Below are 20,520 nucleotides of genomic sequence, written 5' to 3'. Positions count from 1 at the left end.
GCTTTACCTGAAATTAACCTTTGAGCTGATCGAGGTCCTCGACATTGATCGTGTCGAGGCTACGGAACAGGGTCACCAGAATTGCGAGTCCGATCGCCGCTTCAGCTGCTGCAACCGTAAGCACGAAGAAGACGAAGATCTGACCATGCACGTCGCCGAGGTAATGCGAGAACGCGACGAAATTGGTGTTCACCGCCAGCAGCATCAGTTCGATCGCCATCAGGATGATGATGACGTTGCGGCGGTTCAGGAAAATGCCCACGACGCTGATCGCAAACAGGATCGCACCGAGGACAAGGTAATGAGCAAGGGTCAACATGATTTCTATCTCCTGTCCGCTCAGCTGTTTTTAGCAGGTGCCGAGTCGGCCGCTGCGGCTGCCGCTGCGGCGGCTTCTTCCGCCGCGACAGTTGCCGCGGTCTTTTCAGATGCCATCTTCACGATACGCACACGGTCCTGGGCACGCACCTTGACCTGCTCGCTGATGTTCTGGCGCTTGCTGTCTTTCTTGTGACTCGTGGTCAGCGCGATCGCCGCGATGATCGCCACCAGCAGCACGAGGCCGGCGACTTCGAACGCGAAGATGTAGTCGGTGTAGATGACCTTGCCGATGATGCGGGTGTTCGACCAGCCGGCCATACCGTTCGCGGCAGCCGTGGTGTCGCGCAGCGCCGTGGCGGTCGCACCGTAGCCGTGCCACAGGATCAGCGCGGTCTCGATCACGATGATCGCGCCCACCAGCGTAGCCATTGGCACGAAGCGTTTGAAGTCTTTTCGCAGCACGTCGATGTTGATGTCCAGCATCATCACGACGAACAGGAACAGCACCATCACCGCGCCGACATACACCAGCACCAGCAGGATCGCGAGGAACTCGGCCTCCAGCAGCATCCAGATCGCGGCTGCGTTGAAGAACGCCAGCACCAGAAACAGTGCGGACGAAACCGGGTTGCGCGAGGTGATCACCTTCAGCCCTGAAACCACCAGGAGCAGCGCGAAGATGTAGAACAGTACGGTCGTGAATTCCATGATTACCGGTTCATCGTTAGGCCATCGTCAGGCATTGTTCTTTGGCACGTGTGGCGGGTAAAAGCGGTCGAGACCGCCAGAACAGCCGCACAGGTGCGCCGTGCCGCGGCGGTCAGACCGCGGCGCTCGGCCCGACAACAGGCCGTGTTACTGCTGCATTTACTGCCGCATTTACCGCTTCAACTGAAGTGCTTCAACGATACGGTGCGTCGGCTGCCTTGCTCGCAGCGATCTCCGCTTCGTAGCGATCGCCCACGGCCAGCAGCATGTCTTTCGTGAAATACAGATCGCCGCGCTTTTCGCCGTGATATTCGAGAATGTGCGTCTCGACGATCGAATCGACCGGGCAGCTCTCTTCGCAGAAACCGCAGAAGATGCACTTGGTCAGGTCGATGTCGTAACGCGTCGTGCGGCGCGTGTTATCCGCACGGGTTTCCGATTCGATCGTGATGGCGAGTGCCGGACACACCGCTTCGCACAGCTTGCAGGCGATGCAGCGTTCTTCGCCGTTTTCATAGCGGCGCAGCGCGTGCAGGCCGCGAAAACGCGGCGAAATCGGCGTCTTCTCTTCAGGGAACTGCACCGTCACCTTGCGCTGGAACGTGTAACGTCCGGTCAGCGCGAGGCCTTTGAGCAGTTCCGTCAGGAAGAAGGTTTTGAAAAAGTTTTGGATTGCGGTCATGGGTTCATCCGCCCTTTATTTCCAGATATTCAACGGCGACATGATCCAGAAGCCGACCACGATGAGCCACACCACGCAAACCGGAATGAAAATCTTCCAGCCCAGACGCATGATCTGGTCATAGCGATAGCGCGGGAACGTGGCACGCGCCCAGATGAATACCGACAGCAGGAAGAAAACCTTGGCGACGAGCCATACGATGCCCGGGACAAACGACAGGAAGCCGAACGGTGCGCTCCAGCCGCCGAGGAACAGTGTTGCAGCCAATGCCGAGATCACGATCATGTTGATGTACTCGGCGAGGAAGAACAGCGCAAACGCCATCCCCGAGTAATCGATCATGTGGCCCGCGACGATTTCCGACTCACCTTCCACCACGTCGAACGGGTGACGGTTCGTTTCGGCGATGCCCGAGATGAAGTACACGACGAACATCGGCAGGAGCGGCAGCCAGTTCCACGACAGGAAGTTCAAGCCGTAGCCGGCGAAAATGCCGCGCTCCTGCGACGTCACGATGTCTGACAGATTCAGACTGCCCGAGGTCATCAGCACGACGACGAGGGCGAAGCCCATCGAAATTTCGTACGAGACCATTTGAGCGGCCGCGCGCATGGCGCCGAGGAACGCGTACTTCGAGTTCGACGCCCAGCCGGCCAGGATCACGCCGTACACACCGACTGACGAAATCGCGATCGCATACAGGAGACCCGCGTTGATGTCGCCGAGCACCGCGCCCGCCTGGAACGGAATCACCGCCCAGACCGCGAAGGCCGGCACTACCACCATGATCGGCGCGATCATGTAGATCCAGCGGCTCGCCTGAGCCGGCTGAATCACTTCTTTCAGCAACAGCTTCAGCACGTCGGCGATCGGCTGCAGCAAACCTGCCGGGCCCACGCGGTTCGGGCCGAGACGCACGTGCATCCAGCCGATCAGCTTACGCTCCCACAGAATCAGGTAAGCCACGCACAGCAGGATCACGACGGCCACCACCAGGATGCGCACCAGTGCCCACACCGTGGGCCATGCCACACCGAGAAGCTGGGTGCCGCCCGAGTTGATCGTATCGAACAAGCTCATTTACGCCTTCTCCACCAGCAGTTCACCGAACAGGCTGCCCAGCGCTGCACCGGCCGGCGTAGCCGCCGATACGCGGACGACCGTCTCCGCAAGATTCGCGTCGCGCACGGCCGGCAACTGCACCGATTGCTCGCCCTGGCGCACGCGCACTGCGTCGCCTTCCTTCAAACCCAGTTTGTCGAACAGCGCAGCCGGCAGACCGACCGAATTCGCTGCGCGCGCCGCTGCCGTCAGATGCAACGATTCGGCGCGACGCACCAGCGGGTCCGCGTGGTAAATCGGCACATCGGCGATACGCTCGAACTTGCCTTCCGCCGCCTTCGCTGCCTTGCCGCGTGCAACCGTGGCGCCCGTCTTGTTCGACAGACGCGACTTGATCTCGCCATCGCCAAGCGCTGCCGTGCGCACTTCTTCCGAGGTGTCGAATTCGAAGCCCGGCACGCCGAGCAGGCTGCCCAGGACGCGCAAGACCTTCCATGCCGGACGCGTGTCGCCGAGCGGGCGCACGACGCCGTTGAACGTCTGCACGGTACCTTCGGCATTGACGAACGTGCCGGCCGTTTCCGTGAACGGTGCGATCGGCAGCAGGACGTCAGCGTATTCAGCGCCCATCTGGAACGGCGACATCACGACGACCATTTCAGCCTGCTTCAGCGCGGCCAAAGCCTGCGCCGGATTGGCCGTGTCGAATTCCGGCTCGACGTTCAGCAACACGTAACCCTTGCGCGGTTGCTCGAACACTTCGCGAGCGTTCAAACCGCCCTCGCCCGGCAATGCATTCACCAGATGCGCGCCGACCGTGTTGGCGGCTTCCGTGAGGAAACCCAAGGTTGCGCCGGTCGCGTCTGCGATCCATTGCGCTGCAGCGTGAATCGCGGCGAAGTCCGGATGACGGACCGCGCCGTTGCCGAGCAACACCACACGCTGTTCGCCGGTGACGAGCGACTTCGCGGTTTGTTTGTTGGCGTCCGTCGACTGCGTGCCGGCGAAGGCTTCCGGCAGTGCAACACCGCTCGCTTCCGACACCGAGGCCGCGATACCAGCCAGTGCGTCGAGCCATGCCGACGGCGCGGCAACGACGCGTTGCGCCTGCGGAATCAGCGCGTCGTCGTTGGTGGCTTGCACCAACGTCAGCTTCGTGCCGCTCTTGGCAGCTTGACGCAGACGCGCGGCAAACAGCGGATGATCGCGGCGCAGATCTGAACCGATCACCAATGCGGCGTCGAGGTTCGAGAGGTCGGCGATCGCCGTACCGAGCCAAGGCGCACCGTTGGCAGGCGCGGAGAAATCCGACTGACGCAGACGGAAGTCGACGTTAGGCGTGCCGACCGCCTGAGCCAGTTGCTTCAACAGGAACAGTTCTTCAACGGTGCTGTGGGCGCTGCCGAGCGCGGCCAGCGCGTTCGCGCCGTGGTCGCCCTTGATGCCCTTCAGACCCTTGACCACGTATTCAAGCGCGGATTGCCAGTCGGTCTCGACCCACTTGCCGCCTTGCTTGAGCATCGGCTGCGTGAGACGTTCCGGGCTGTTCAGACCTTCGTACGAGAAACGGTCCTTGTCCGAAATCCAGCATTCGTTAATGGATTCGTTTTCGAACGGCAGAACACGCATCACGCGATTGTTCTTCACCTGCACCACAAGGTTTGCTCCGACGGAATCGTGCGGGCTCACCGACTTGCGGCGCGACAGTTCCCACGTGCGGGCGCTGTAGCGGAACGGCTTGCTGGTCAGCGCGCCCACCGGGCACAGATCGATCATGTTGCCGGACAGTTCGGAGTCGACCGTCTTGCCGACGAACGACGTGATTTCCGAATGCTCGCCGCGGCCCAGCATGCCGAGCTCCATCACGCCGGCAACTTCCTGGCCGAAGCGGACGCAACGCGTGCAGTGAATGCAACGCGACATTTCTTCCATCGAGATCAGCGGGCCGACGTTCTTGTGGAACACGACGCGCTTTTCTTCGCTATAACGCGACGACGACTTGCCGTAACCCACCGCCAGATCCTGCAGCTGACACTCACCACCCTGATCGCAGATCGGGCAATCCAGCGGGTGGTTGATCAGCAGGAATTCCATCACGGCTTGCTGGCCCTTCACGGCCTTGTCCGATTTGGTGCGCACGATCATGCCTGCCGACACCGGCGTGGCGCATGCGGGCACGGCCTTCGGCATCTTTTCGACATCGACCAGACACATCCGGCAGTTGGCCGCAATCGACAGCTTCTTGTGATAGCAGAAGTGAGGAATGTACGTGTCGACCTTATGCGCAGCCTGGATCACCATGCTGCCTTCAGGCACCTCTACTTTCTTGCCGTCTATTTCAAGTTCAACCATGATGGTCAATCTTCCTTAACCTGTTACCGCTCAATCGTTCGCCCTGTTCATCGCCCGTTTCAGGCGCTGAATCCCGCGGATGACGTGTTCTGGTGCGCTACTTGGCCTACTTAGGCAGCCACTGTTTCTGACGCCGCTGCAGCACCGGCGTGACCGCCGACGAGGCAATGCTTGTGGGCGACGTGGTATTCGAATTCGTCCCAGTAGTGCTTGAGCATGCCGCGAACCGGCATGGCCGCTGCATCGCCGAGCGCGCAAATCGTGCGGCCCATGATGTTCTCAGCGACCGAGTTCAGCAGATCCAGATCTTCCGGACGGCCGAGCCCGTGTTCGATACGATGCACGACGCGATACAGCCAGCCGGTGCCTTCGCGGCACGGCGTGCACTGACCGCACGACTCTTCGTAATAGAAGTACGACAGACGCAGCAGCGAACGGACCATGCAACGCGTCTCGTCCATCACGATGACCGCACCGGAGCCGAGCATCGAGCCAGCTTTGGCGATCGAGTCGTAGTCCATGTCGGTATGCATCATCATTTCGCCCGGGATCACCGGTGCCGACGAGCCGCCAGGAATCACGGCCTTGATCTTCTTGCCGCCGCGCATGCCGCCGGCCAGTTCCATCAGCGTGGCGAACGGCGTGCCGAGCGGAATTTCATAGTTACCCGGACGCTCGACGTCGCCGGCAACCGAGAAGATCTTGGTGCCGCCGTTGTTCGGCTTGCCGATCTCGAGGTAATTCTGCGGACCGATCGCGAGCAGGAACGGCACCGCCGCGAACGTCTCGGTGTTGTTGATCGTGGTCGGCTTGCCGTACACGCCGAAGCTCGCCGGGAAAGGCGGCTTGAAGCGCGGCTGCCCTTTCTTGCCTTCGAGCGATTCGAGCAGCGCGGTCTCTTCGCCGCAAATGTAGGCGCCGTAACCGTGGTGCGCATGCAGTTCGAACGAGAAGCCCGAACCCATGATGTTGTCGCCAAGGAATCCAGCGCGGCGGGCTTCTTCCAACGCTTCTTCGAAGCGCTTGTAGACTTCCCAGATTTCGCCGTGGATATAGTTGTAGCCGACCGTGATGCCCATCGCGTACGCGCCGATGGCCATGCCTTCAATCAGCGAGTGCGGATTGAAACGCAGGATGTCGCGGTCTTTGAAGGTGCCCGGTTCGCCTTCGTCCGAATTGCAGACGAGGTACTTCTGCCCCGGGAACTGACGCGGCATGAAGCTCCACTTCAGACCGGTCGGGAAGCCAGCACCGCCACGGCCGCGCAGACCCGACGCCTTGACGTCGGCGATCACCTGCTCGGGCGGAATCTTTTCTTCCAGAATGCGGCGCAACTGGGCGTAACCGCCGCGCGCCACATAGTCTTCGAGATGCCAGTTGTCGCCGTTCAGGCCGGCGAGAATCAGCGGTTTGATGTGACGATCGTGTAAAGACGTCATTTCGAAAGTTCCTCGAGCAGCTGGTCGATCTTCGCGCGGCTCATGAAGCTGCACATGCGATGGTTGTTCACCAGCATCACCGGCGCATCGCCGCACGAGCCCATGCACTCACCTTCTTTCAAGGTGAACTTGCCGTCAGCCGTGGTTTCGCCGAAGTCGATGCCGAGCTTCTGCTTCAGATATTCAGCGGCACTGTCTGAGCCGCCGTCCGGGCCGAGCTGGCACGGCAGGTTCGTGCAGAGCGTGATCTTGTATTTGCCGACCGGCGAGGTCTCATACATCGTGTAGAAGGTAGCCACCTCCTGCACGGCGACCGCCGGCATGCCGAGATAGTCCGCGACGAACTGCATGAGTTCGGGCGACAGCCAGCCATGCTCTTCCTGAGCAGTAGCCAGCGCCGACATCACGGCGGACTGTTTCTGATCGGCGGGATACTTCGCGATCGCACGATCGATTTCTTTCAGGCCTTCAGCTGAGATCATTTTCAGACACGACTCTTTCAATTCCTACCGAACGAAAACCCGTCGCGCGTTGCATGTTGCGACAGACCCGGCGTTCCTTTGCTTGACGCGCGCTTCGGTGCAATCTGAAAACGCGCGCTGATGAATACGTCCTAGCGATCTACTTCGCCGAACACGATGTCCTGCGTACCGATGATCGTCACAGCGTCGGCAATCATGTGACCGCGCGCCATTTCATCGAGCGTGGACAGGTGCGCATAGCCCGGCGCCCGAATCTTCAGGCGATACGGCTTGTTCGCGCCGTCCGAGATCAGGTAGATACCGAACTCGCCCTTCGGATGTTCGACCGCGGCATATGCTTCGCCTTCCGGCACATGGAAGCCTTCCGTGAAGAGCTTGAAGTGGTGAATCAGATCTTCCATGTTCGACTTCATGCCGACCCGCGACGGCGGCGCAACCTTGTGATTGTCGACCATCACCGGACCCGGATTCTTGCGCAACCACTCAATGCACTGTTTCACAATCCGCGTGGATTGGCGCATTTCTTCGACGCGAACCAGATATCGGTCATAGCAGTCGCCATTCACGCCAACCGGAATGTCGAAATCGAGCTTGTCGTAGACTTCGTACGGCTGCTTCTTGCGCAGATCCCACTCGATACCCGAGCCGCGCAACATCGCGCCGGTCATACCGAGGTTCAGTGCGCGTTCCGGGCTGACCACGCCGATACCGACCAGACGTTGCTTCCAGATCCGGTTGTCGGTAAGCAGCGTTTCGTATTCGTCGACGCACTTCGGGAAACGCGTAAAGAAATCGTCGATGAAGTCGAGCAGCGAACCTTGACGGTTCTCGTTCATCCTCGACAACGCCTTCGCATTGCGGATCTTCGACGCTTTGTATTGCGGCATTGCGTCAGGCAGATCGCGGTACACACCACCCGGACGGTAATAAGCCGCGTGCATCCGTGCGCCGGACACCGCTTCGTACACGTCCATCAGGTCTTCGCGTTCGCGGAACGCGTACAGGAAGACCGCCATCGCGCCGACGTCGAGTGCGTGTGCGCCGATCCACATCAGGTGGTTCAGCACTCGCGTGACTTCGTCGAACATCACGCGGATGTACTGCGCGCGAATCGGCACTTCGATGCCGAGCAGCTTTTCGATCGCCATCACGTAGCCGTGCTCGTTGACCATCATCGACACGTAGTCGAGGCGGTCCATGTACGGCACGGACTGGATGAAGGTTTTGGTTTCCGCGAGCTTTTCAGTCGCGCGATGCAGGAGGCCGATGTGCGGATCGGCGCGCTGGATGACTTCGCCGTCGAGTTCGAGCACGAGGCGCAGCACACCGTGCGCGGCCGGGTGCTGCGGACCGAAGTTGAGCGTGTAGTTCTTGATCTCTGCCATGGCGTTCTCTTAGTGTTTCAGACCGCCATAGCGATCCTCGCGGATCACGCGCGGCGTGATTTCCCGCGGCTCGATCGTCACAGGCTGATAGACGACGCGCTTCTCTTCCGGGTCGTAACGCATTTCGACGTAGCCGGAGACAGGGAAATCTTTACGGAACGGGTGACCAATGAAACCGTAGTCGGTCAGGATGCGGCGCAGGTCCGGGTGACCCTCGAAGACAATGCCGTACAGGTCGAATGCTTCGCGTTCGTACCAGTTGGCCGAACTCCAGATATCGACGACTGACGCGACGATCGGCACTTCGTCGTCTGGTGCGAATACACGCAGACGCAGGCGCCAGTTGTTCTGCACCGACAACAAATGCAGAACGGCCGCGAAACGCGGACCGTCGTATGCGCCATCGGCGTAGGTCTGATAGTCGACGCCGCATAGATCCATCAATTGCTCGAAGCCGAGCGAGCGGTCGTCGCGCAGACGCGTTGCAACGTGGATGTAGTCGCTCGCCTTCACGACGATCGTCAACTCACCGACTGCCTCGGTGGTGCTCAACAGGAGGCCGCCGAAGGCCGCCTCGAGGTTCGCTTTCAGGGTCTCGAGTTTGCTTGCCATATTGTGGGGGGAGGCGTTGGCCTTATTGACGGGCGATTGTGTTGGTGCGACGGATCTTGGCCTGCAGCTGGATCACGCCGTACACCAGCGCTTCCGCCGTAGGCGGACAACCGGGCACGTAGACGTCGACCGGCACGATCCGATCGCAGCCGCGCACCACCGAATAGGAATAGTGGTAGTAGCCGCCGCCGTTCGCGCACGAGCCCATCGAAATCACCCAGCGCGGCTCGGCCATCTGATCGTAGACCTTGCGCAGAGCCGGCGCCATCTTGTTGCACAGCGTGCCGGCGACGATCATCACGTCCGACTGACGCGGACTCGGACGAAACACCACGCCGAAACGGTCAAGGTCATAACGGGCGGCGCCCGCATGCATCATCTCGACCGCGCAGCACGCGAGACCGAACGTCATCGGCCACAGCGAGCCGGTGCGCGTCCAGTTGATCAGTTTGTCTGCCGTCGTGGTGACAAACCCTTCCTTCAAGACCCCTTCGATACTCATTTGCTTTCCACTCCAGACGGGGCGGCAAGCCTTGGCCACCCACGCAAACCGGCGATTAATCCATCATTCCCAGTCGAGGCCGCCCTTCTTCCAGATATAGGCAAAGCCCAACAGGAATTCGAGCAGGAAAATCATCATCGCCATGAAGCCGGGCCAGCCGATGTCGCGCAGGGCTACACCCCACGGGAACAGGAACGCGGTTTCAAGGTCGAAAATGATGAAGAGAATGGCGACGAGGTAGTAGCGCACATCGAACTTCATGCGCGCATCTTCGAATGCTTCGAAGCCGCACTCGTATGGTGCGTTTTTCTCGGTATCGGGCTTGTTGGGACCGAGGATCTTGCCAATGCTGACCAGTGCTACGCCTAAACCGGTGCCCACAATGAGGAACAACAAGACGGGGAAATAGGCTGCGAGGTTCAAGACTATCCTCTATCGGTTGGTTCTGAATGCCGCCAAGAGCATAGCACTCCTGACGCGAAATCACTTCGGCAACGTACATGCCGCAAGTCCAACGCAAGCCGCGCGTCAGAAGTGAAAATGCCAGCCGAAGCGAAGCAAGCGGCTGGCATTTAGATAACATTTGGTGCCGACGGCGAGACTCGAACTCGCACAGCTTTCGCCACTACCCCCTCAAGATAGCGTGTCTACCAATTTCACCACGTCGGCACTAACTGCAATCCGGGAAAACAACTTATAAAACCCGCGAATCGCTTCAAGACTTAGATTGTAACTGGTCTAAACAGTTTGTTCAACGCACAAAAGCACTTTGAACGAAAAATTTATTTCGGCACATCCGTGGCCGGGACGGACGCAGCCGACGCCGGCAACACTGCCGAGCCGCCAGCCGGAGCGGCCGCAGCGGAAGCCGCGACCGGTGCGGTCACAGCCGCGCCCAGCAAGCCTGCGGACGGTTTCGCACGATACGCGCCGAGGTACGTAAGCGTCAATGTCGTGACAAAAAACACGGCTGCGAGGACGGCCGTGGTACGCGACAAAAAGTTTGCCGAACCGGTCGCGCCGAACAGGCTGCCCGATGCGCCGCTACCAAAAGCAGCGCCCATATCGGCGCCTTTGCCGTGTTGCAGCAAGACAAGGCCAATGACCCCGAGTGCCGACAACAGCTGAACGACGATAATCAATGTTTTCAAATACAGCATCACACTCACCTGAGTCTTTATTTAACCGCACCACACAAAGTGTGCCGCGCGGGATTGGGTCATCCTCGCCAAGGCGCCCTGCTTAACCGGCGACGCTCGTCGCAGCCGCCGCTTTGCAGATCGCCAGGAAATCCTGGTCTTTCAACGACGCGCCGCCGATCAGGCCACCGTCGATATCCGGCTCGCGGAACAATTCTTCCGCGTTCTCCGGCTTCACACTGCCGCCGTACAACACCGGCACATCCGCCACCGCCGCGCCCTTTACCGCCAGACGCGAACGCAGGAAAGCATGCACTGCCTGCGCCTGATCCGACGTAGCGCTCTTGCCGGTGCCGATCGCCCAGACCGGCTCGTACGCGACGACGATGCGTGCCGCATCCTCCACCGACAGCTTCGCCAGCACTTCGTCCAGTTGCGCGCCGACCACCTGCTCCGTGGAACCAGCCTCACGCTCTTCAAGCGTTTCGCCGACACACACGATCGGGGTCAAACCCGCTTCCAGTGCACGCTGCGTCTTCACCGCAACCAACTCTGCGCTTTCGCGATGGTAAGCACGGCGCTCCGAGTGCCCGACGATCGCAAGCGTGGCGCCGAAATCCACCGCCATCTGCGCCGCCACTTCGCCGGTATAGGCGCCATGCGTGAACGCGGAGACGTCCTGCACGCCCCACACGACCTTGCTGCCTTCCAGCAACGATTGAGTCTGCGCGAGATAAGGGCACGGCACACAAACACCGACGCGCACATCAGCCGGCAATTCTCCCGCGCCTTGCGCCACGGCCTGTAACAGCGTTGCGTTCTCGGCGAGGCGCCCGTGCATCTTCCAGTTACCGACTACCAGCTTGGCTCGTTGTTTCGACATCGTCTCGTCGTCTCGTGTATTGGCGGCGGACTCGGTTTGCGCTTACAGTCCGCCTTTCGGATTCATGCGGCGTGCGCAAAACGCGCAATTTTACTGCGTGGGGTGGATCGGGTCAAACCGGCCGTGTCAAGCGTCCTGACCCCAAGTCAGCACGATCTTGCCGACGTGCGTGCTGCTTTCCATAAGCGCGTGCGCTTCAGCGGCTTGCGCTGCCGGAAACACACGGTGCACCACCGGCTTGATGCGGCCATCTTCGAGGTGCGGCCACACGCGCTCTTTCAACTGCGCGGCGATCTTCGCCTTGAACTCGATCGGCCGCGGGCGCAACGTCGAACCCGTCACCGTCAGACGGCGGCGCAGCACTTCGTTCAGATTCAGCTCGGCCTTCGCGCCGCCCAGCAAGGCGATCAGCACGATGCGGCCGCCATCGGCCAGCGCGGTCAGCTCGCGCGGCACATAACTGCCCGCCACCATGTCGAGGACGACATCGACACCACGATCGTTCGTCAGCGACTTGATGACTTCAACGAAATCCTCAGTCTTGTAGTTGATCGCCCGTTCGGCGCCGAGCGCTTCGCAGGCGCGGCACTTTTCGTCCGATCCGGCCGTGGCGAACACGCGAAAACCCAGCGCATGCGCAATCTGGATCGCCGTCACGCCGATGCCGCTCGATCCGCCCTGCACCAGCAGCGTCTCGTTCGGCGCGCCCTCGCCTTTGCCGAGCTGCGCACGGTCGAACACATTGCTCCACACCGTGAAGAACGTTTCCGGCAGCGAAGCCGCCTCGACATCCGACAAGCCAGCGGGCACCGGCAAGCACTGCAACAGCGGTGCGGTCGCATATTCCGCATAGCCACCGCCCGCAAGCAATGCGCACACGCGATCGCCGATTTTCAGACCGAACGGATTATTCTTTTCGTCGATGGTGCCGCCGACGATCTCACCCGCCACTTCCAGCCCCGGCAGGTCCGACGCACCCGGCGGCGGCGCATAGCCACCCTTGCGCTGGAACACGTCCGGACGGTTGATGCCTGATGCCGCCACCTTGATCAGCACCTCGCCCGCTTTCGGCTGCGGCGTGGGCCGCTCCGCCAGCTTGAGGACTTCCGGCGCGCCAAATTCGGTGATTTCGATCGCTTTCATCTGCGTCAACTCCAAGATTGGATTGCGTTGCCTACTGACACGAACTGGCGAAAATCGCCTGAACCGCGACGAAGCGCTTCATGCAAACAGAGTACCCGCTTATGTCGGTTTGCACCTGCCGGCATCTGCGTGTGCCTGCTTGAGCCTGCCTGTGCCTGCTTGCAACGCAATCCACCCTGCACCCTTCATGAAAAACGGCCGGCGCGCATTCGCGCTGCCGGCCGTCGTCCTGCTACCGCATTACTGCTGCGGCGTCGGTTCGCCTTGCGGCGCGCCGTTCGCGGCGTCGTTCAGCAACGCCTTGGCCGACAAACGCACGCGACCCTTTTCGTCCGTCTGGATGACCTTGACCTTCACCTGCTGGCCGTCCTTCAGGTAGTCGTTGATGTCCTTGATACGCTCGTTGGCGATTTCGGAGATGTGCAGCAGACCGTCCTTGCCCGGCAGGATGTTCACGATCGCGCCGAAGTCCAGCAGCTTGAGCACAGTGCCTTCGTAGACCTGACCCACTTCGACTTCCAGCGTGATGTTTTCGATACGCTTCTTCGCTTCGGCCATGCCTTCGCTGCTGGTGCTGGCGATGGTGACGACGCCGTCGTCCGAAATATCGATCGTCGTGCCGGTTTCTTCGGTCAGCGCGCGGATCACCGAACCACCCTTGCCGATCACGTCGCGGATCTTTTCCGGATTGATCTTGATGGTGATCATGCGCGGTGCGTAGTCCGACAGCACCGTGTTCGCGCCCGACACCGCCGAGGTCATCTTGCCGAGGATGTGCATACGGCCTTCCTTCGCTTGCGCGAGGGCGACCTGCATGATTTCCTTGGTGATGCCCTGGATCTTGATGTCCATCTGCAGCGCTGTCACACCTTGCTCGGTACCTGCCACCTTGAAGTCCATGTCGCCGAGGTGATCTTCGTCGCCGAGGATGTCGGTCAGCACGGCAAACTTGTTGCCTTCCAGGATCAGGCCCATCGCGATGCCGGCGACGTGCGCCTTCATCGGCACGCCGGCGTCCATCAATGCGAGGCAGCCGCCGCACACCGAAGCCATCGACGACGAACCGTTCGATTCGGTGATTTCCGACACGACGCGAATCGAGTAGCCGAATTCGTCGGCGCTCGGCAAGCACGCAGCCAGCGCGCGCTTGGCCAGACGGCCGTGACCGATTTCACGGCGCTTCGGCGAACCGACGCGACCCGTTTCGCCGGTCGCGAACGGAGGCATGTTGTAGTGGAGCATGAAGCGTTCGCGGTACTCGCCTTCGAGCGCGTCGATGTTCTGCTCGTCGCCCTTGGTGCCCAGCGTTGCGACCACCATGGCCTGCGTTTCGCCACGCGTGAACAAGGCTGAGCCGTGCGTACGCGGCAGGACGCCGGTGCGGATTTCGATCGGGCGCACAGTGCGCGTGTCGCGGCCGTCGATACGCGGCTCGCCGTTCAGGATCTGCGTACGGACGATCTTCGCTTCGATGTCGAACAGCACGTTGCCGACGCTAGCCTTGTCTGCTGCAACCGTGCCGGCTGCCGCTGCTTCTTCTTCCAGCTTGGCCGACGTCGCTGCGTAGACTTCCTTCAGCTTGGTCGAACGGGCTTGCTTGTCGCGGATCTGATAAGCGGCGAGCAGATCGGCTTGCGCCAGTTCCGACACGCGTGCGATCAGCGGCTCATTCTTGGCAGCCGGTTTCCAATCCCATTCCGGCTTGCCACCTTCGCGAACCAGCTCGTGGATCACGTCGATCGCGACCTGCATTTGTTCGTGGCCGAACACCACTGCGCCGAGCATCACTTCTTCGGTCAGTTGTTGTGCTTCCGATTCCACCATCAGCACCGCGCGTTCCGTACCGGCGACGATCAGGTCGAGTGCCGATTCCTTCATCTGCGGACGCGTCGGGTTCAACACGTATTCGTTGTTGATGTAGGCCACGCGTGCTGCGCCGACCGGGCCGTTGAACGGCAGACCGGAAATGGCGAGCGCCGCCGACGCGCCGATCAGCGCGGGGATGTCAGCGGGGATTTCGGGGTTCAGCGACAGGACGTGGATCACGACCTGGACTTCGTTGTAGAAGCCTTCCGGGAACAGCGGACGCAGCGGACGGTCGATCAGGCGCGAGATCAGCGTTTCGCCTTCCGACGGGCGGCCTTCACGGCGGAAGAAACCGCCGGGGATCTTGCCTGCGGCGTAGGTCTTTTCGAGGTAATCGACGGTCAGCGGGAAGAAGTCCTGGCCCGGCTTGGCGGTCTTGGCGCCGACCACAGTAGCCAGCACAACGGTGTCTTCGACGTCGACGATCACCGCACCGCTCGCCTGACGAGCGATTTCGCCCGTTTCGAGGCGAACCTTATGTTGGCCCCACTGAAATTCTTTGACGATCTTATTGAACATAGTCATTGCTTTTCCTCTTCGTTATGCCGCGCGGACCAGAAGCGGCGCGGCAACGCCAGGACCGGCGCCACAGGGGAAGAGTAGTGTTATGCCATTCCAGAGAACCACGCCCTACGCTATGTACGTGCGCGAACCGCTGGAATGACACAAAGCTCTGCCCTGAAGCCCGGCCGTATTTCTGCTTTTTTGCTGCTTTTTTACTGCCGTTTTCCTGCTAGCCGCCGCATGAATCGTCACGCCACCGCGACCGGCAGGCAGTGCGCATCACATGAAGCGCACCGTGCAAAAACAAAATGCCTGTATCAGTGGAACTGACACAGGCATCTTGCTGAACGACTGGCCGATTACTTACGCAGACCCAGCTTCTCGATCAGTGCGCGGTAACGATCCGCGTCCTTACCCTTCAGGTAGTCGAGCAGCTTACGACGGCGGCTCACCATGCGCAGCAGACCGCGGCGGCTGTGGTGATCCTTCGTGTGTGCCTTGAAGTGAACGGTCAGTTCGTTGATGCGGGTCGTGAGCAGCGCGACCTGAACTTCGGGGGAGCCGGTGTCGTTAGCTGCGCGTGCGAATTGCGCAACGACTTCGGACTTCTTGCTTGTTTCAACTGCGGACATGTCGATTTCCTTGAGAACTAGACAGGCGGTCACGGAAGAAAGGCCGTGCCGTGGTTACCCGTGTACGCATACTTTTAGCCATGCCTCACAACGGGACGCGTATTGTAGCACAGCCCAATCCGGCCGCGAACCCTGCTGTGTCGGGCGAGATCGTGGCCGGTCCGGGTTTGCTCAGGGGCCGTTCTACGGCCGTTTCATCCTGCACACGGTCGGCGGCACCGTGCGCTCGGGCGGCAAAGCCAGCACCGTGCGGAAACCATAGCCTGAACCTTCGTTGTCGAACTTGACGCCCGGCGTGCCGGCCTTGTCCATTTCCATCACATAAAGGGGCTGGATCAACTGATGGTCGTCGGCGCGCATCCACGATGCGTGGAAGCCGTTGTCGGACTTGATGCCCTCCAACGCCCGGGCGACGGCCGTCGGGTCGGCACTGCCGGCGCGGTTCATCGCCACGGCGAGGGTTTCGATCATCAGCGGCATGCGCAGCACCGGGTAGTCATCCTGGGCAGCCGGGAAACGGGCGTGAAACGCCGCGTACCACGCGTCGGAGGCCGCGCCGCCGGCGTTCGGGTGCCAGTCGGCCACCGCGATCACGTGTTTGACGCCGGCGTCGCCCAACGCGGCAGGCGCCCCGAGGCTGTTGCCGTAGAAGGTGTAAAACCGGGTGTCCAGGCCCTGCTCCCGCGCCGCCTTGACCAGAAGCGTCAAGTCGTTGCCCCAGTTGCCGGTGATCACCGCGTCCGCGCCGCTCGCGCGGATCTTCGCGATGTAAGGCGCGAAGTCCTTCACGCGGCCGATCGGATGAAATTCGTCGCCGACGACCGCAATATCCGGGCGCTTTGTCGCCAACGTCGAACGCGCGAGGCTGCTGACGTCGTGGCCGAAGCTGTAGTCCTGGTTCAGCAGATAGACCTTCTTCACTGCTTTGTCGCGCTGGATCACATCAGCCAGCGCATCCATGCGCATGCCCGCGTGCGCATCGAAACGGAAGTGCCAGAAACTGCAATTGGCGTTGGTCAGGGCGGGATCGTCGGCGGAATAATTGAGGAACAGTTCGCGGTTGCCCGGCTCGCGGCTGTTCTGTTTGTCGATCGCGCCGATCAGCGCCGCGGCGACTGCCGAGCTGTTGCCCTGCATGATGTAGCCGATGTGACGGTCGGCGGCCGCGCGCAGTTGCACGAGCGCCTCCTCTGCGCTGCCCTTGCTGTCGAGGACGACCAGTTCGAGCGGATGCGCACCGTCGGCGAGCTGCACGCCGCCTTGCGCATTCACCTGCTCGACGCCGAAGCGCAGATTGCGCTCCACCGCCGCACCCGCATTGGCGAATGGGCCGGACATGCCTTCGATCAGCGCCAACTGGATCGGCGTACCCGTCGGCTTATTGACCGGCTTGCTTGCCGGACCCGACACCGCTTCTCCCGCGGCGAGCGCCGCCGCGGCCATCGAAATCGCTGCCAGCCCCACGACTGCCGCTGCTGCCGCCCGTTGCCAATTCGCCATCATCATTGCCCCGCTGGATTCGTCGAAGCGCGGATCATAGGGCGTTCCAGACGGAATAAGCAAGCCGGCGAAGCCGTTATCGTAATTACAGCGAGAGCTTGTATGGAGCGCAAATCTTTTGCCGCCGCCCGTGTCAAAATAATGTGTCTCGATGATAAAAACCGCTACACAAATGCCATCGGAGGAATTCATGTTCAACCGCCACCCATCCACGGCGGCCTCGATCGAAGCGTCGCCCGCAGCACGCCTGCGCCGCGCCGCGCTCGTCTGCCTGAGCGCGCTCGCGCTCACGGCTACGCTCGCCGGCTGCGTGCAGCCATGGCAGCAATACAGCCAAGGTGCGGACGAATCGACTATCGTCGCCCGCCTTGGCGCGCCGCGTGAAAGCTACGACCTGCCCAACGGCGGCAAGCGGCTGATGTGGCCGACCCAGCCGATGGGAGAAACCACTACCGCCGCCGACATCGACGCATCCGGCAAGATCGTCACCGTGCGTCAGGTGCTTCAGCCCAACGAGTTCTACCGGGCGGAAATCGGCAAGTGGACGAAGAGCGACGTACTGGTGAACTTCGGACGCCCAGTCGAAACGTCGTACTTCCCGTTGATGAAGCGCGAGGTCTGGACGTATCGCTATCTGGAAGACAACGTCTGGTACATGATGTACAGCTTCTATTTCGACGACCAGGGCATCGTGCGGCTCACGCAAAAAACACCTGATCCCTTGCACGACCCGGATCGCCGCAGCCTGTTCTGAGCGTTCGCTCGAACCCATTACGCATGGATCTGCCAAGCCGCCTCTTCAGGCGGCTTTTTTTTATTTATTGCGCATGCCCGCGAATTTTATTTCGCGCACAGTAGATTTATTTTTTGATAGAAAGGTTTTCGTAAGCATTGATTCGATGCCGATTACACCCGCTGTGCCGTCCGGGCACAGCCGTGATGTCGGCGACGAGTCTGTGCGCCATACTTACGGAGCCACTATCGATGAACCGTCCGAAACGCCTGCTGGTCGCCAACGTCGCATGGGCGCATGAAACCGCCGCGCGCAACCCCGCATTTTTCCGTGATCTGGTACGAGGCCAGAATCCGCACGTGCTGTGGGTCGGCTGCTCGGACAGCCGCGTGCCCGCGGAAACCATCACGCATTGCGAGCCGGGCGATCTGTTCGTTCACCGCAACATCGCCAACCTTTTTCATCCGGACGACGACAACTCCGCGAGTGTCCTCGAATACGCGGTGCGCGTGTTGAAGGTAGGGCACGTGATCGTCTGCGGCCACTATGGCTGCGGCGGTGTGCGTGCCGCCCTGCTGCCGCCGGAACCGACGCTGCCGCATGTGAATCGACGGATCGCGCCTCTATGTGCATTGGCAAAGGCGCATGGCGACGAGCTGCAGGGCCACGCAAGCGAGCGTGAGCGTATTGACCGGCTCGCGGAGTTGAACGTGCTCGAACAGGTGCGCCAGTTACGAGCGAGTCCGATCGTGCGGGACGCCGACCCGGCACCGCTCGTTCACGGCTGGATCTTTGCGCTCGAGGACGGGCGCATCAAGGTTCTCACGTCCGGCTACGAAGCCGATGACGCGATGACTTGCACAACAGCCGCCCATAGCGCTGCCTAGTGCGCAGCTCTTATCAAACCGGCCTCAGCATGGCCTTTGCCTTTGCCTTTGCCTTTGCCTTCGCCGCACGCAAGGCTCCAACCATTACTGCACCGACCCCATGAACCTACGAGCTTTCTTTTCCACGTTTCAGCGCGATCTGTTGGCAGGCACGGTCGTTTTTCTGGTGGCGCTGCCACTATGTCTGGGCATCGCCAACGCGTCGGGCGTCGAGCCATTTGCCGGGCTTGTGTCGGGCATCGTCGGCGGGCTGGTGGTGGCCGTGCTGAGCGGTTCGCGGCTGAGCGTCAGCGGGCCGGCGGCGGGCCTCGTCGTGATCGTCGTCGACGGAATCGCGCAACTCGGCAGTTTTTCCGCGTTCCTGCTGGCCGTGTTGCTGTCCGGCGCGATTCAATTCGGCTTCGGCATGCTGAAGGCCGGCAGATTTGCGGCCTATGTGCCATCGCCTGTGATCAAGGGCATGCTTGCGGCGATCGGTGTGCTGCTGATCGTCAAGCAGTTTCCGCTTGCGCTTGGGCTATTCGGCGCGAATGCGTCGGCCGGTTCGCACGCTGCCGCCCGGATTGCCGGCAGCGTAACAACGCCGTTCGGCTCGATATCGCTCGCGGCCTGCGTACTCACCTTGCTCTCGCTGGCGATTCTGGTGGGATGGGAAACGCGCGCGTTACGCCGCTTTGTGCTGGTGCGCCTCATCCCCGCGCCGCTCGCGGTGGTGCTGCTGGGCATCGGCGCGACGCTGCTGCTCAGTCTGTTCGCTCCGTCGTTCGCGCCGCCCGCTGAGCATCGCGTCGCGCTGCCGTCGCTCGAATCGTTCGCCGCGTTGCAAGTCGCTCTCCAATGGGTCGACTTCGGGCCGCACTTCGCGCAACTGGTCAATCCTGATGTCTGGCGCGTCGCCATCACCCTGGCGATCGTCGCGAGTCTCGAAACGCTGCTGAGCCTCGAAGCGGTCGAGCAGATCGATCCCGCCCGACGTGCCGCGCCGCCGGATCGCGAATTGAAGGCACAGGGCGTGGGTAATCTGATCGCCGGTGCGATCGGCGGCCTGCCGATCACCTCGGTCATCGTGCGCAGCTCCGCCAACGTGCATGCGGGCGCACAAAGCCGGCTATCCGCGATCATTCATGGCGTGTTGCTGCTGGTAAGCGTGTTCGCGCTCACCAGCGTCATCAACCTGATTCCGCTTGCGTGCCTCGCGGCGATTCTTATCTTCACGGGCGTGAAGCTCGCCAAACCGTCGTTGTTCGTCGCCGTCGCCAAGCAGGGTTTCGCGCCGTTTGCGCCGTTCATCGTCACGCTGGTCGGCGTGCTCGCCACCGATCTGCTGATCGGCATCGTGCTCGGCATTCTGTGCAGCGTGCTGCTCGCGCTGTATGCGAACCTGCGCAGCCCGATCGTGCTCGCGCAGCACGGCGATCACTATCTGCTGTCCTTTCGCAAGGACGTGTCGTTTCTCGGCAAGGTGCCGCTCAAGCACTATCTGCAGCAGATTCCCGACGGCGCGACCTTGATCGTCGACGCAACGCGTGCCGATTTCGTCGATCACGATGTGCGCGAACTGCTGGACGCGTTCGTCGCCGATGCGCCGCGTCGCGAGATCGCAGTCGAAGTGCGGCATCAGGTCCAGGCGCAGGCACGCGCTGCGCGCGGATGGTCGATGCGGCGCGCGGCTGCGGAGTAGTTTCAGC

20 protein-coding genes and 1 tRNA gene are annotated in these 20,520 nt (G+C 61.3%); 3 read left to right on the top strand and 18 right to left on the bottom strand.

Going from position 1 to position 20,520, the window contains the following annotated elements; genetic code table 11:
• Positions 1-13: 13 nt before the first annotated feature.
• The 18 genes from nuoK to M0D64_RS10325 all read right to left on the bottom strand — a co-directional run bounded on the left by nuoK (position 14) and on the right by M0D64_RS10325 (position 17,215).
• Entirely contained in the window at positions 14-319 is a 306-nt protein-coding gene (gene nuoK, locus M0D64_RS10410) for an NADH-quinone oxidoreductase subunit NuoK (protein ID WP_013339863.1), read from the bottom strand.
• Between the two features lie 20 nt (positions 320-339).
• Positions 340-1,029, bottom strand: a complete 690-nt coding sequence (locus M0D64_RS10405) for an NADH-quinone oxidoreductase subunit J (RefSeq protein WP_154567198.1) — start codon at positions 1,027-1,029, stop codon at positions 340-342.
• A gap of 193 nt (positions 1,030-1,222) precedes the next feature.
• A complete protein-coding gene (gene nuoI, locus M0D64_RS10400) occupies positions 1,223-1,711 on the bottom strand; it encodes an NADH-quinone oxidoreductase subunit NuoI (protein WP_054034957.1) in 489 nt (162 codons plus the stop codon).
• Between the two features lie 15 nt (positions 1,712-1,726).
• Complete coding sequence (gene nuoH, locus M0D64_RS10395) at positions 1,727-2,791, bottom strand: NADH-quinone oxidoreductase subunit NuoH (protein WP_154567199.1); 1,065 nt, start codon at positions 2,789-2,791, stop codon at positions 1,727-1,729.
• Positions 2,792-5,125: an NADH-quinone oxidoreductase subunit NuoG gene (nuoG, locus tag M0D64_RS10390; RefSeq protein WP_266257543.1), complete on the bottom strand. Its 2,334-nt coding sequence runs from the start codon at positions 5,123-5,125 to the stop codon at positions 2,792-2,794. It abuts the gene before it with no gap.
• Between the two features lie 110 nt (positions 5,126-5,235).
• Complete coding sequence (nuoF, locus tag M0D64_RS10385) at positions 5,236-6,564, bottom strand: NADH-quinone oxidoreductase subunit NuoF (RefSeq protein ID WP_154567201.1); 1,329 nt, start codon at positions 6,562-6,564, stop codon at positions 5,236-5,238.
• Complete coding sequence (gene nuoE, locus M0D64_RS10380) at positions 6,561-7,046, bottom strand: NADH-quinone oxidoreductase subunit NuoE (RefSeq protein ID WP_054034960.1); 486 nt, start codon at positions 7,044-7,046, stop codon at positions 6,561-6,563. Before nuoE ends, nuoF begins: the two co-directional genes overlap by 4 nt.
• Before the next feature lie 131 nt (positions 7,047-7,177).
• A complete protein-coding gene (locus M0D64_RS10375) occupies positions 7,178-8,431 on the bottom strand; it encodes an NADH-quinone oxidoreductase subunit D (RefSeq protein ID WP_093639630.1) in 1,254 nt (417 codons plus the stop codon).
• 9 nt (positions 8,432-8,440) lie between these two features.
• Positions 8,441-9,043, bottom strand: coding sequence for an NADH-quinone oxidoreductase subunit C (locus M0D64_RS10370; RefSeq protein ID WP_154567534.1), 603 nt, complete (start codon positions 9,041-9,043; stop codon positions 8,441-8,443).
• A 22-nt stretch (positions 9,044-9,065) separates the two neighbouring features.
• Positions 9,066-9,545 carry an NADH-quinone oxidoreductase subunit B family protein gene (locus tag M0D64_RS10365; protein ID WP_006052903.1) on the bottom strand — a complete coding sequence of 160 codons (480 nt, stop codon included), beginning with the start codon at positions 9,543-9,545 and terminating at the stop codon, positions 9,066-9,068.
• A 63-nt stretch (positions 9,546-9,608) separates the two neighbouring features.
• The gene (locus M0D64_RS10360; protein ID WP_007175615.1) at positions 9,609-9,968 is read right to left on the bottom strand and encodes an NADH-quinone oxidoreductase subunit A; all 360 of its coding nucleotides are present in this window, start codon (positions 9,966-9,968) and stop codon (positions 9,609-9,611) included.
• Between the two features lie 161 nt (positions 9,969-10,129).
• Positions 10,130-10,214: transfer RNA gene (locus M0D64_RS10355), tRNA-Leu, on the bottom strand.
• Positions 10,215-10,327: 113 nt separating this feature from the next.
• The gene (gene secG, locus M0D64_RS10350; RefSeq protein ID WP_054034962.1) at positions 10,328-10,705 is read right to left on the bottom strand and encodes a preprotein translocase subunit SecG; all 378 of its coding nucleotides are present in this window, start codon (positions 10,703-10,705) and stop codon (positions 10,328-10,330) included.
• 82 nt (positions 10,706-10,787) lie between these two features.
• Positions 10,788-11,567: a triose-phosphate isomerase gene (gene tpiA, locus M0D64_RS10345; protein WP_266257541.1), complete on the bottom strand. Its 780-nt coding sequence runs from the start codon at positions 11,565-11,567 to the stop codon at positions 10,788-10,790.
• A gap of 126 nt (positions 11,568-11,693) precedes the next feature.
• Positions 11,694-12,710 carry an NAD(P)H-quinone oxidoreductase gene (locus tag M0D64_RS10340; protein WP_154567532.1) on the bottom strand — a complete coding sequence of 339 codons (1,017 nt, stop codon included), beginning with the start codon at positions 12,708-12,710 and terminating at the stop codon, positions 11,694-11,696.
• A 240-nt stretch (positions 12,711-12,950) separates the two neighbouring features.
• Positions 12,951-15,101, bottom strand: a complete 2,151-nt coding sequence (gene pnp / locus M0D64_RS10335) for a polyribonucleotide nucleotidyltransferase (protein ID WP_266257539.1) — start codon at positions 15,099-15,101, stop codon at positions 12,951-12,953.
• 338 nt (positions 15,102-15,439) lie between these two features.
• Positions 15,440-15,712 (bottom strand): 30S ribosomal protein S15, encoded by a 273-nt coding sequence (rpsO, locus tag M0D64_RS10330; protein WP_011487489.1) that lies wholly within the window; start codon positions 15,710-15,712, stop codon positions 15,440-15,442.
• 183 nt (positions 15,713-15,895) lie between these two features.
• Positions 15,896-17,215 carry a branched-chain amino acid ABC transporter substrate-binding protein gene (locus M0D64_RS10325; protein ID WP_266257578.1) on the bottom strand — a complete coding sequence of 440 codons (1,320 nt, stop codon included), beginning with the start codon at positions 17,213-17,215 and terminating at the stop codon, positions 15,896-15,898.
• A 187-nt stretch (positions 17,216-17,402) separates the two neighbouring features.
• Between M0D64_RS10325 and M0D64_RS10320 the strand changes: the two genes are divergently transcribed.
• The 3 genes from M0D64_RS10320 (at position 17,403) to M0D64_RS10310 (ending at position 20,513) form a co-directional block, all read left to right on the top strand.
• Positions 17,403-17,966, top strand: coding sequence for a hypothetical protein (locus M0D64_RS10320; RefSeq protein WP_266257538.1), 564 nt, complete (start codon positions 17,403-17,405; stop codon positions 17,964-17,966).
• Positions 17,967-18,196: 230 nt separating this feature from the next.
• The gene (locus M0D64_RS10315) at positions 18,197-18,832 is read left to right on the top strand and encodes a carbonic anhydrase (protein WP_266257537.1); all 636 of its coding nucleotides are present in this window, start codon (positions 18,197-18,199) and stop codon (positions 18,830-18,832) included.
• A 100-nt stretch (positions 18,833-18,932) separates the two neighbouring features.
• Complete coding sequence (locus M0D64_RS10310; protein WP_266257535.1) at positions 18,933-20,513, top strand: SulP family inorganic anion transporter; 1,581 nt, start codon at positions 18,933-18,935, stop codon at positions 20,511-20,513.
• Positions 20,514-20,520: the final 7 nt, after the last annotated feature.

It is taken from the genome of Paraburkholderia sp. WS6, from assembly GCF_030464835.1.
Taxonomy (GTDB): Bacteria; Pseudomonadota; Gammaproteobacteria; order Burkholderiales; family Burkholderiaceae; genus Paraburkholderia; species Paraburkholderia madseniana.
Note: the sequence above shows the minus strand (reverse complement) of the source record. Positions and strands in the feature narration are given on the sequence as shown.

Bases quoted from the DNA above. Each gene is read 5' to 3' on its own strand.
- pnp (WP_266257539.1), bottom strand. From the start codon at position 15,101: ATGACTATGTTCAATAAGATCGTCAAAGAATTTCAGTGGGGCCAACAT.
- nuoG (WP_266257543.1), bottom strand. From the start codon at position 5,125: ATGGTTGAACTTGAAATAGACGGCAAGAAAGTAGAGGTGCCTGAAGGC.
- M0D64_RS10405 (WP_154567198.1), bottom strand. From the start codon at position 1,029: ATGGAATTCACGACCGTACTGTTCTACATCTTCGCGCTGCTCCTGGTG.
- nuoF (WP_154567201.1), bottom strand. From the start codon at position 6,564: ATGACGTCTTTACACGATCGTCACATCAAACCGCTGATTCTCGCCGGC.
- rpsO (WP_011487489.1), bottom strand. From the start codon at position 15,712: ATGTCCGCAGTTGAAACAAGCAAGAAGTCCGAAGTCGTTGCGCAATTC.
- M0D64_RS10370 (WP_154567534.1), bottom strand. From the start codon at position 9,043: ATGGCAAGCAAACTCGAGACCCTGAAAGCGAACCTCGAGGCGGCCTTC.
- M0D64_RS10320 (WP_266257538.1), top strand. From the start codon at position 17,403: ATGTTCAACCGCCACCCATCCACGGCGGCCTCGATCGAAGCGTCGCCC.
- secG (WP_054034962.1), bottom strand. From the start codon at position 10,705: ATGCTGTATTTGAAAACATTGATTATCGTCGTTCAGCTGTTGTCGGCA.
- M0D64_RS10365 (WP_006052903.1), bottom strand. From the start codon at position 9,545: ATGAGTATCGAAGGGGTCTTGAAGGAAGGGTTTGTCACCACGACGGCA.
- nuoK (WP_013339863.1), bottom strand. From the start codon at position 319: ATGTTGACCCTTGCTCATTACCTTGTCCTCGGTGCGATCCTGTTTGCG.
- nuoE (WP_054034960.1), bottom strand. From the start codon at position 7,046: ATGATCTCAGCTGAAGGCCTGAAAGAAATCGATCGTGCGATCGCGAAG.
- tpiA (WP_266257541.1), bottom strand. From the start codon at position 11,567: ATGTCGAAACAACGAGCCAAGCTGGTAGTCGGTAACTGGAAGATGCAC.
- nuoI (WP_054034957.1), bottom strand. From the start codon at position 1,711: ATGACCGCAATCCAAAACTTTTTCAAAACCTTCTTCCTGACGGAACTG.
- nuoH (WP_154567199.1), bottom strand. From the start codon at position 2,791: ATGAGCTTGTTCGATACGATCAACTCGGGCGGCACCCAGCTTCTCGGT.
- M0D64_RS10310 (WP_266257535.1), top strand. From the start codon at position 18,933: ATGAACCTACGAGCTTTCTTTTCCACGTTTCAGCGCGATCTGTTGGCA.
- M0D64_RS10315 (WP_266257537.1), top strand. From the start codon at position 18,197: ATGAACCGTCCGAAACGCCTGCTGGTCGCCAACGTCGCATGGGCGCAT.
- M0D64_RS10325 (WP_266257578.1), bottom strand. From the start codon at position 17,215: ATGATGGCGAATTGGCAACGGGCGGCAGCAGCGGCAGTCGTGGGGCTG.
- M0D64_RS10340 (WP_154567532.1), bottom strand. From the start codon at position 12,710: ATGAAAGCGATCGAAATCACCGAATTTGGCGCGCCGGAAGTCCTCAAG.
- M0D64_RS10375 (WP_093639630.1), bottom strand. From the start codon at position 8,431: ATGGCAGAGATCAAGAACTACACGCTCAACTTCGGTCCGCAGCACCCG.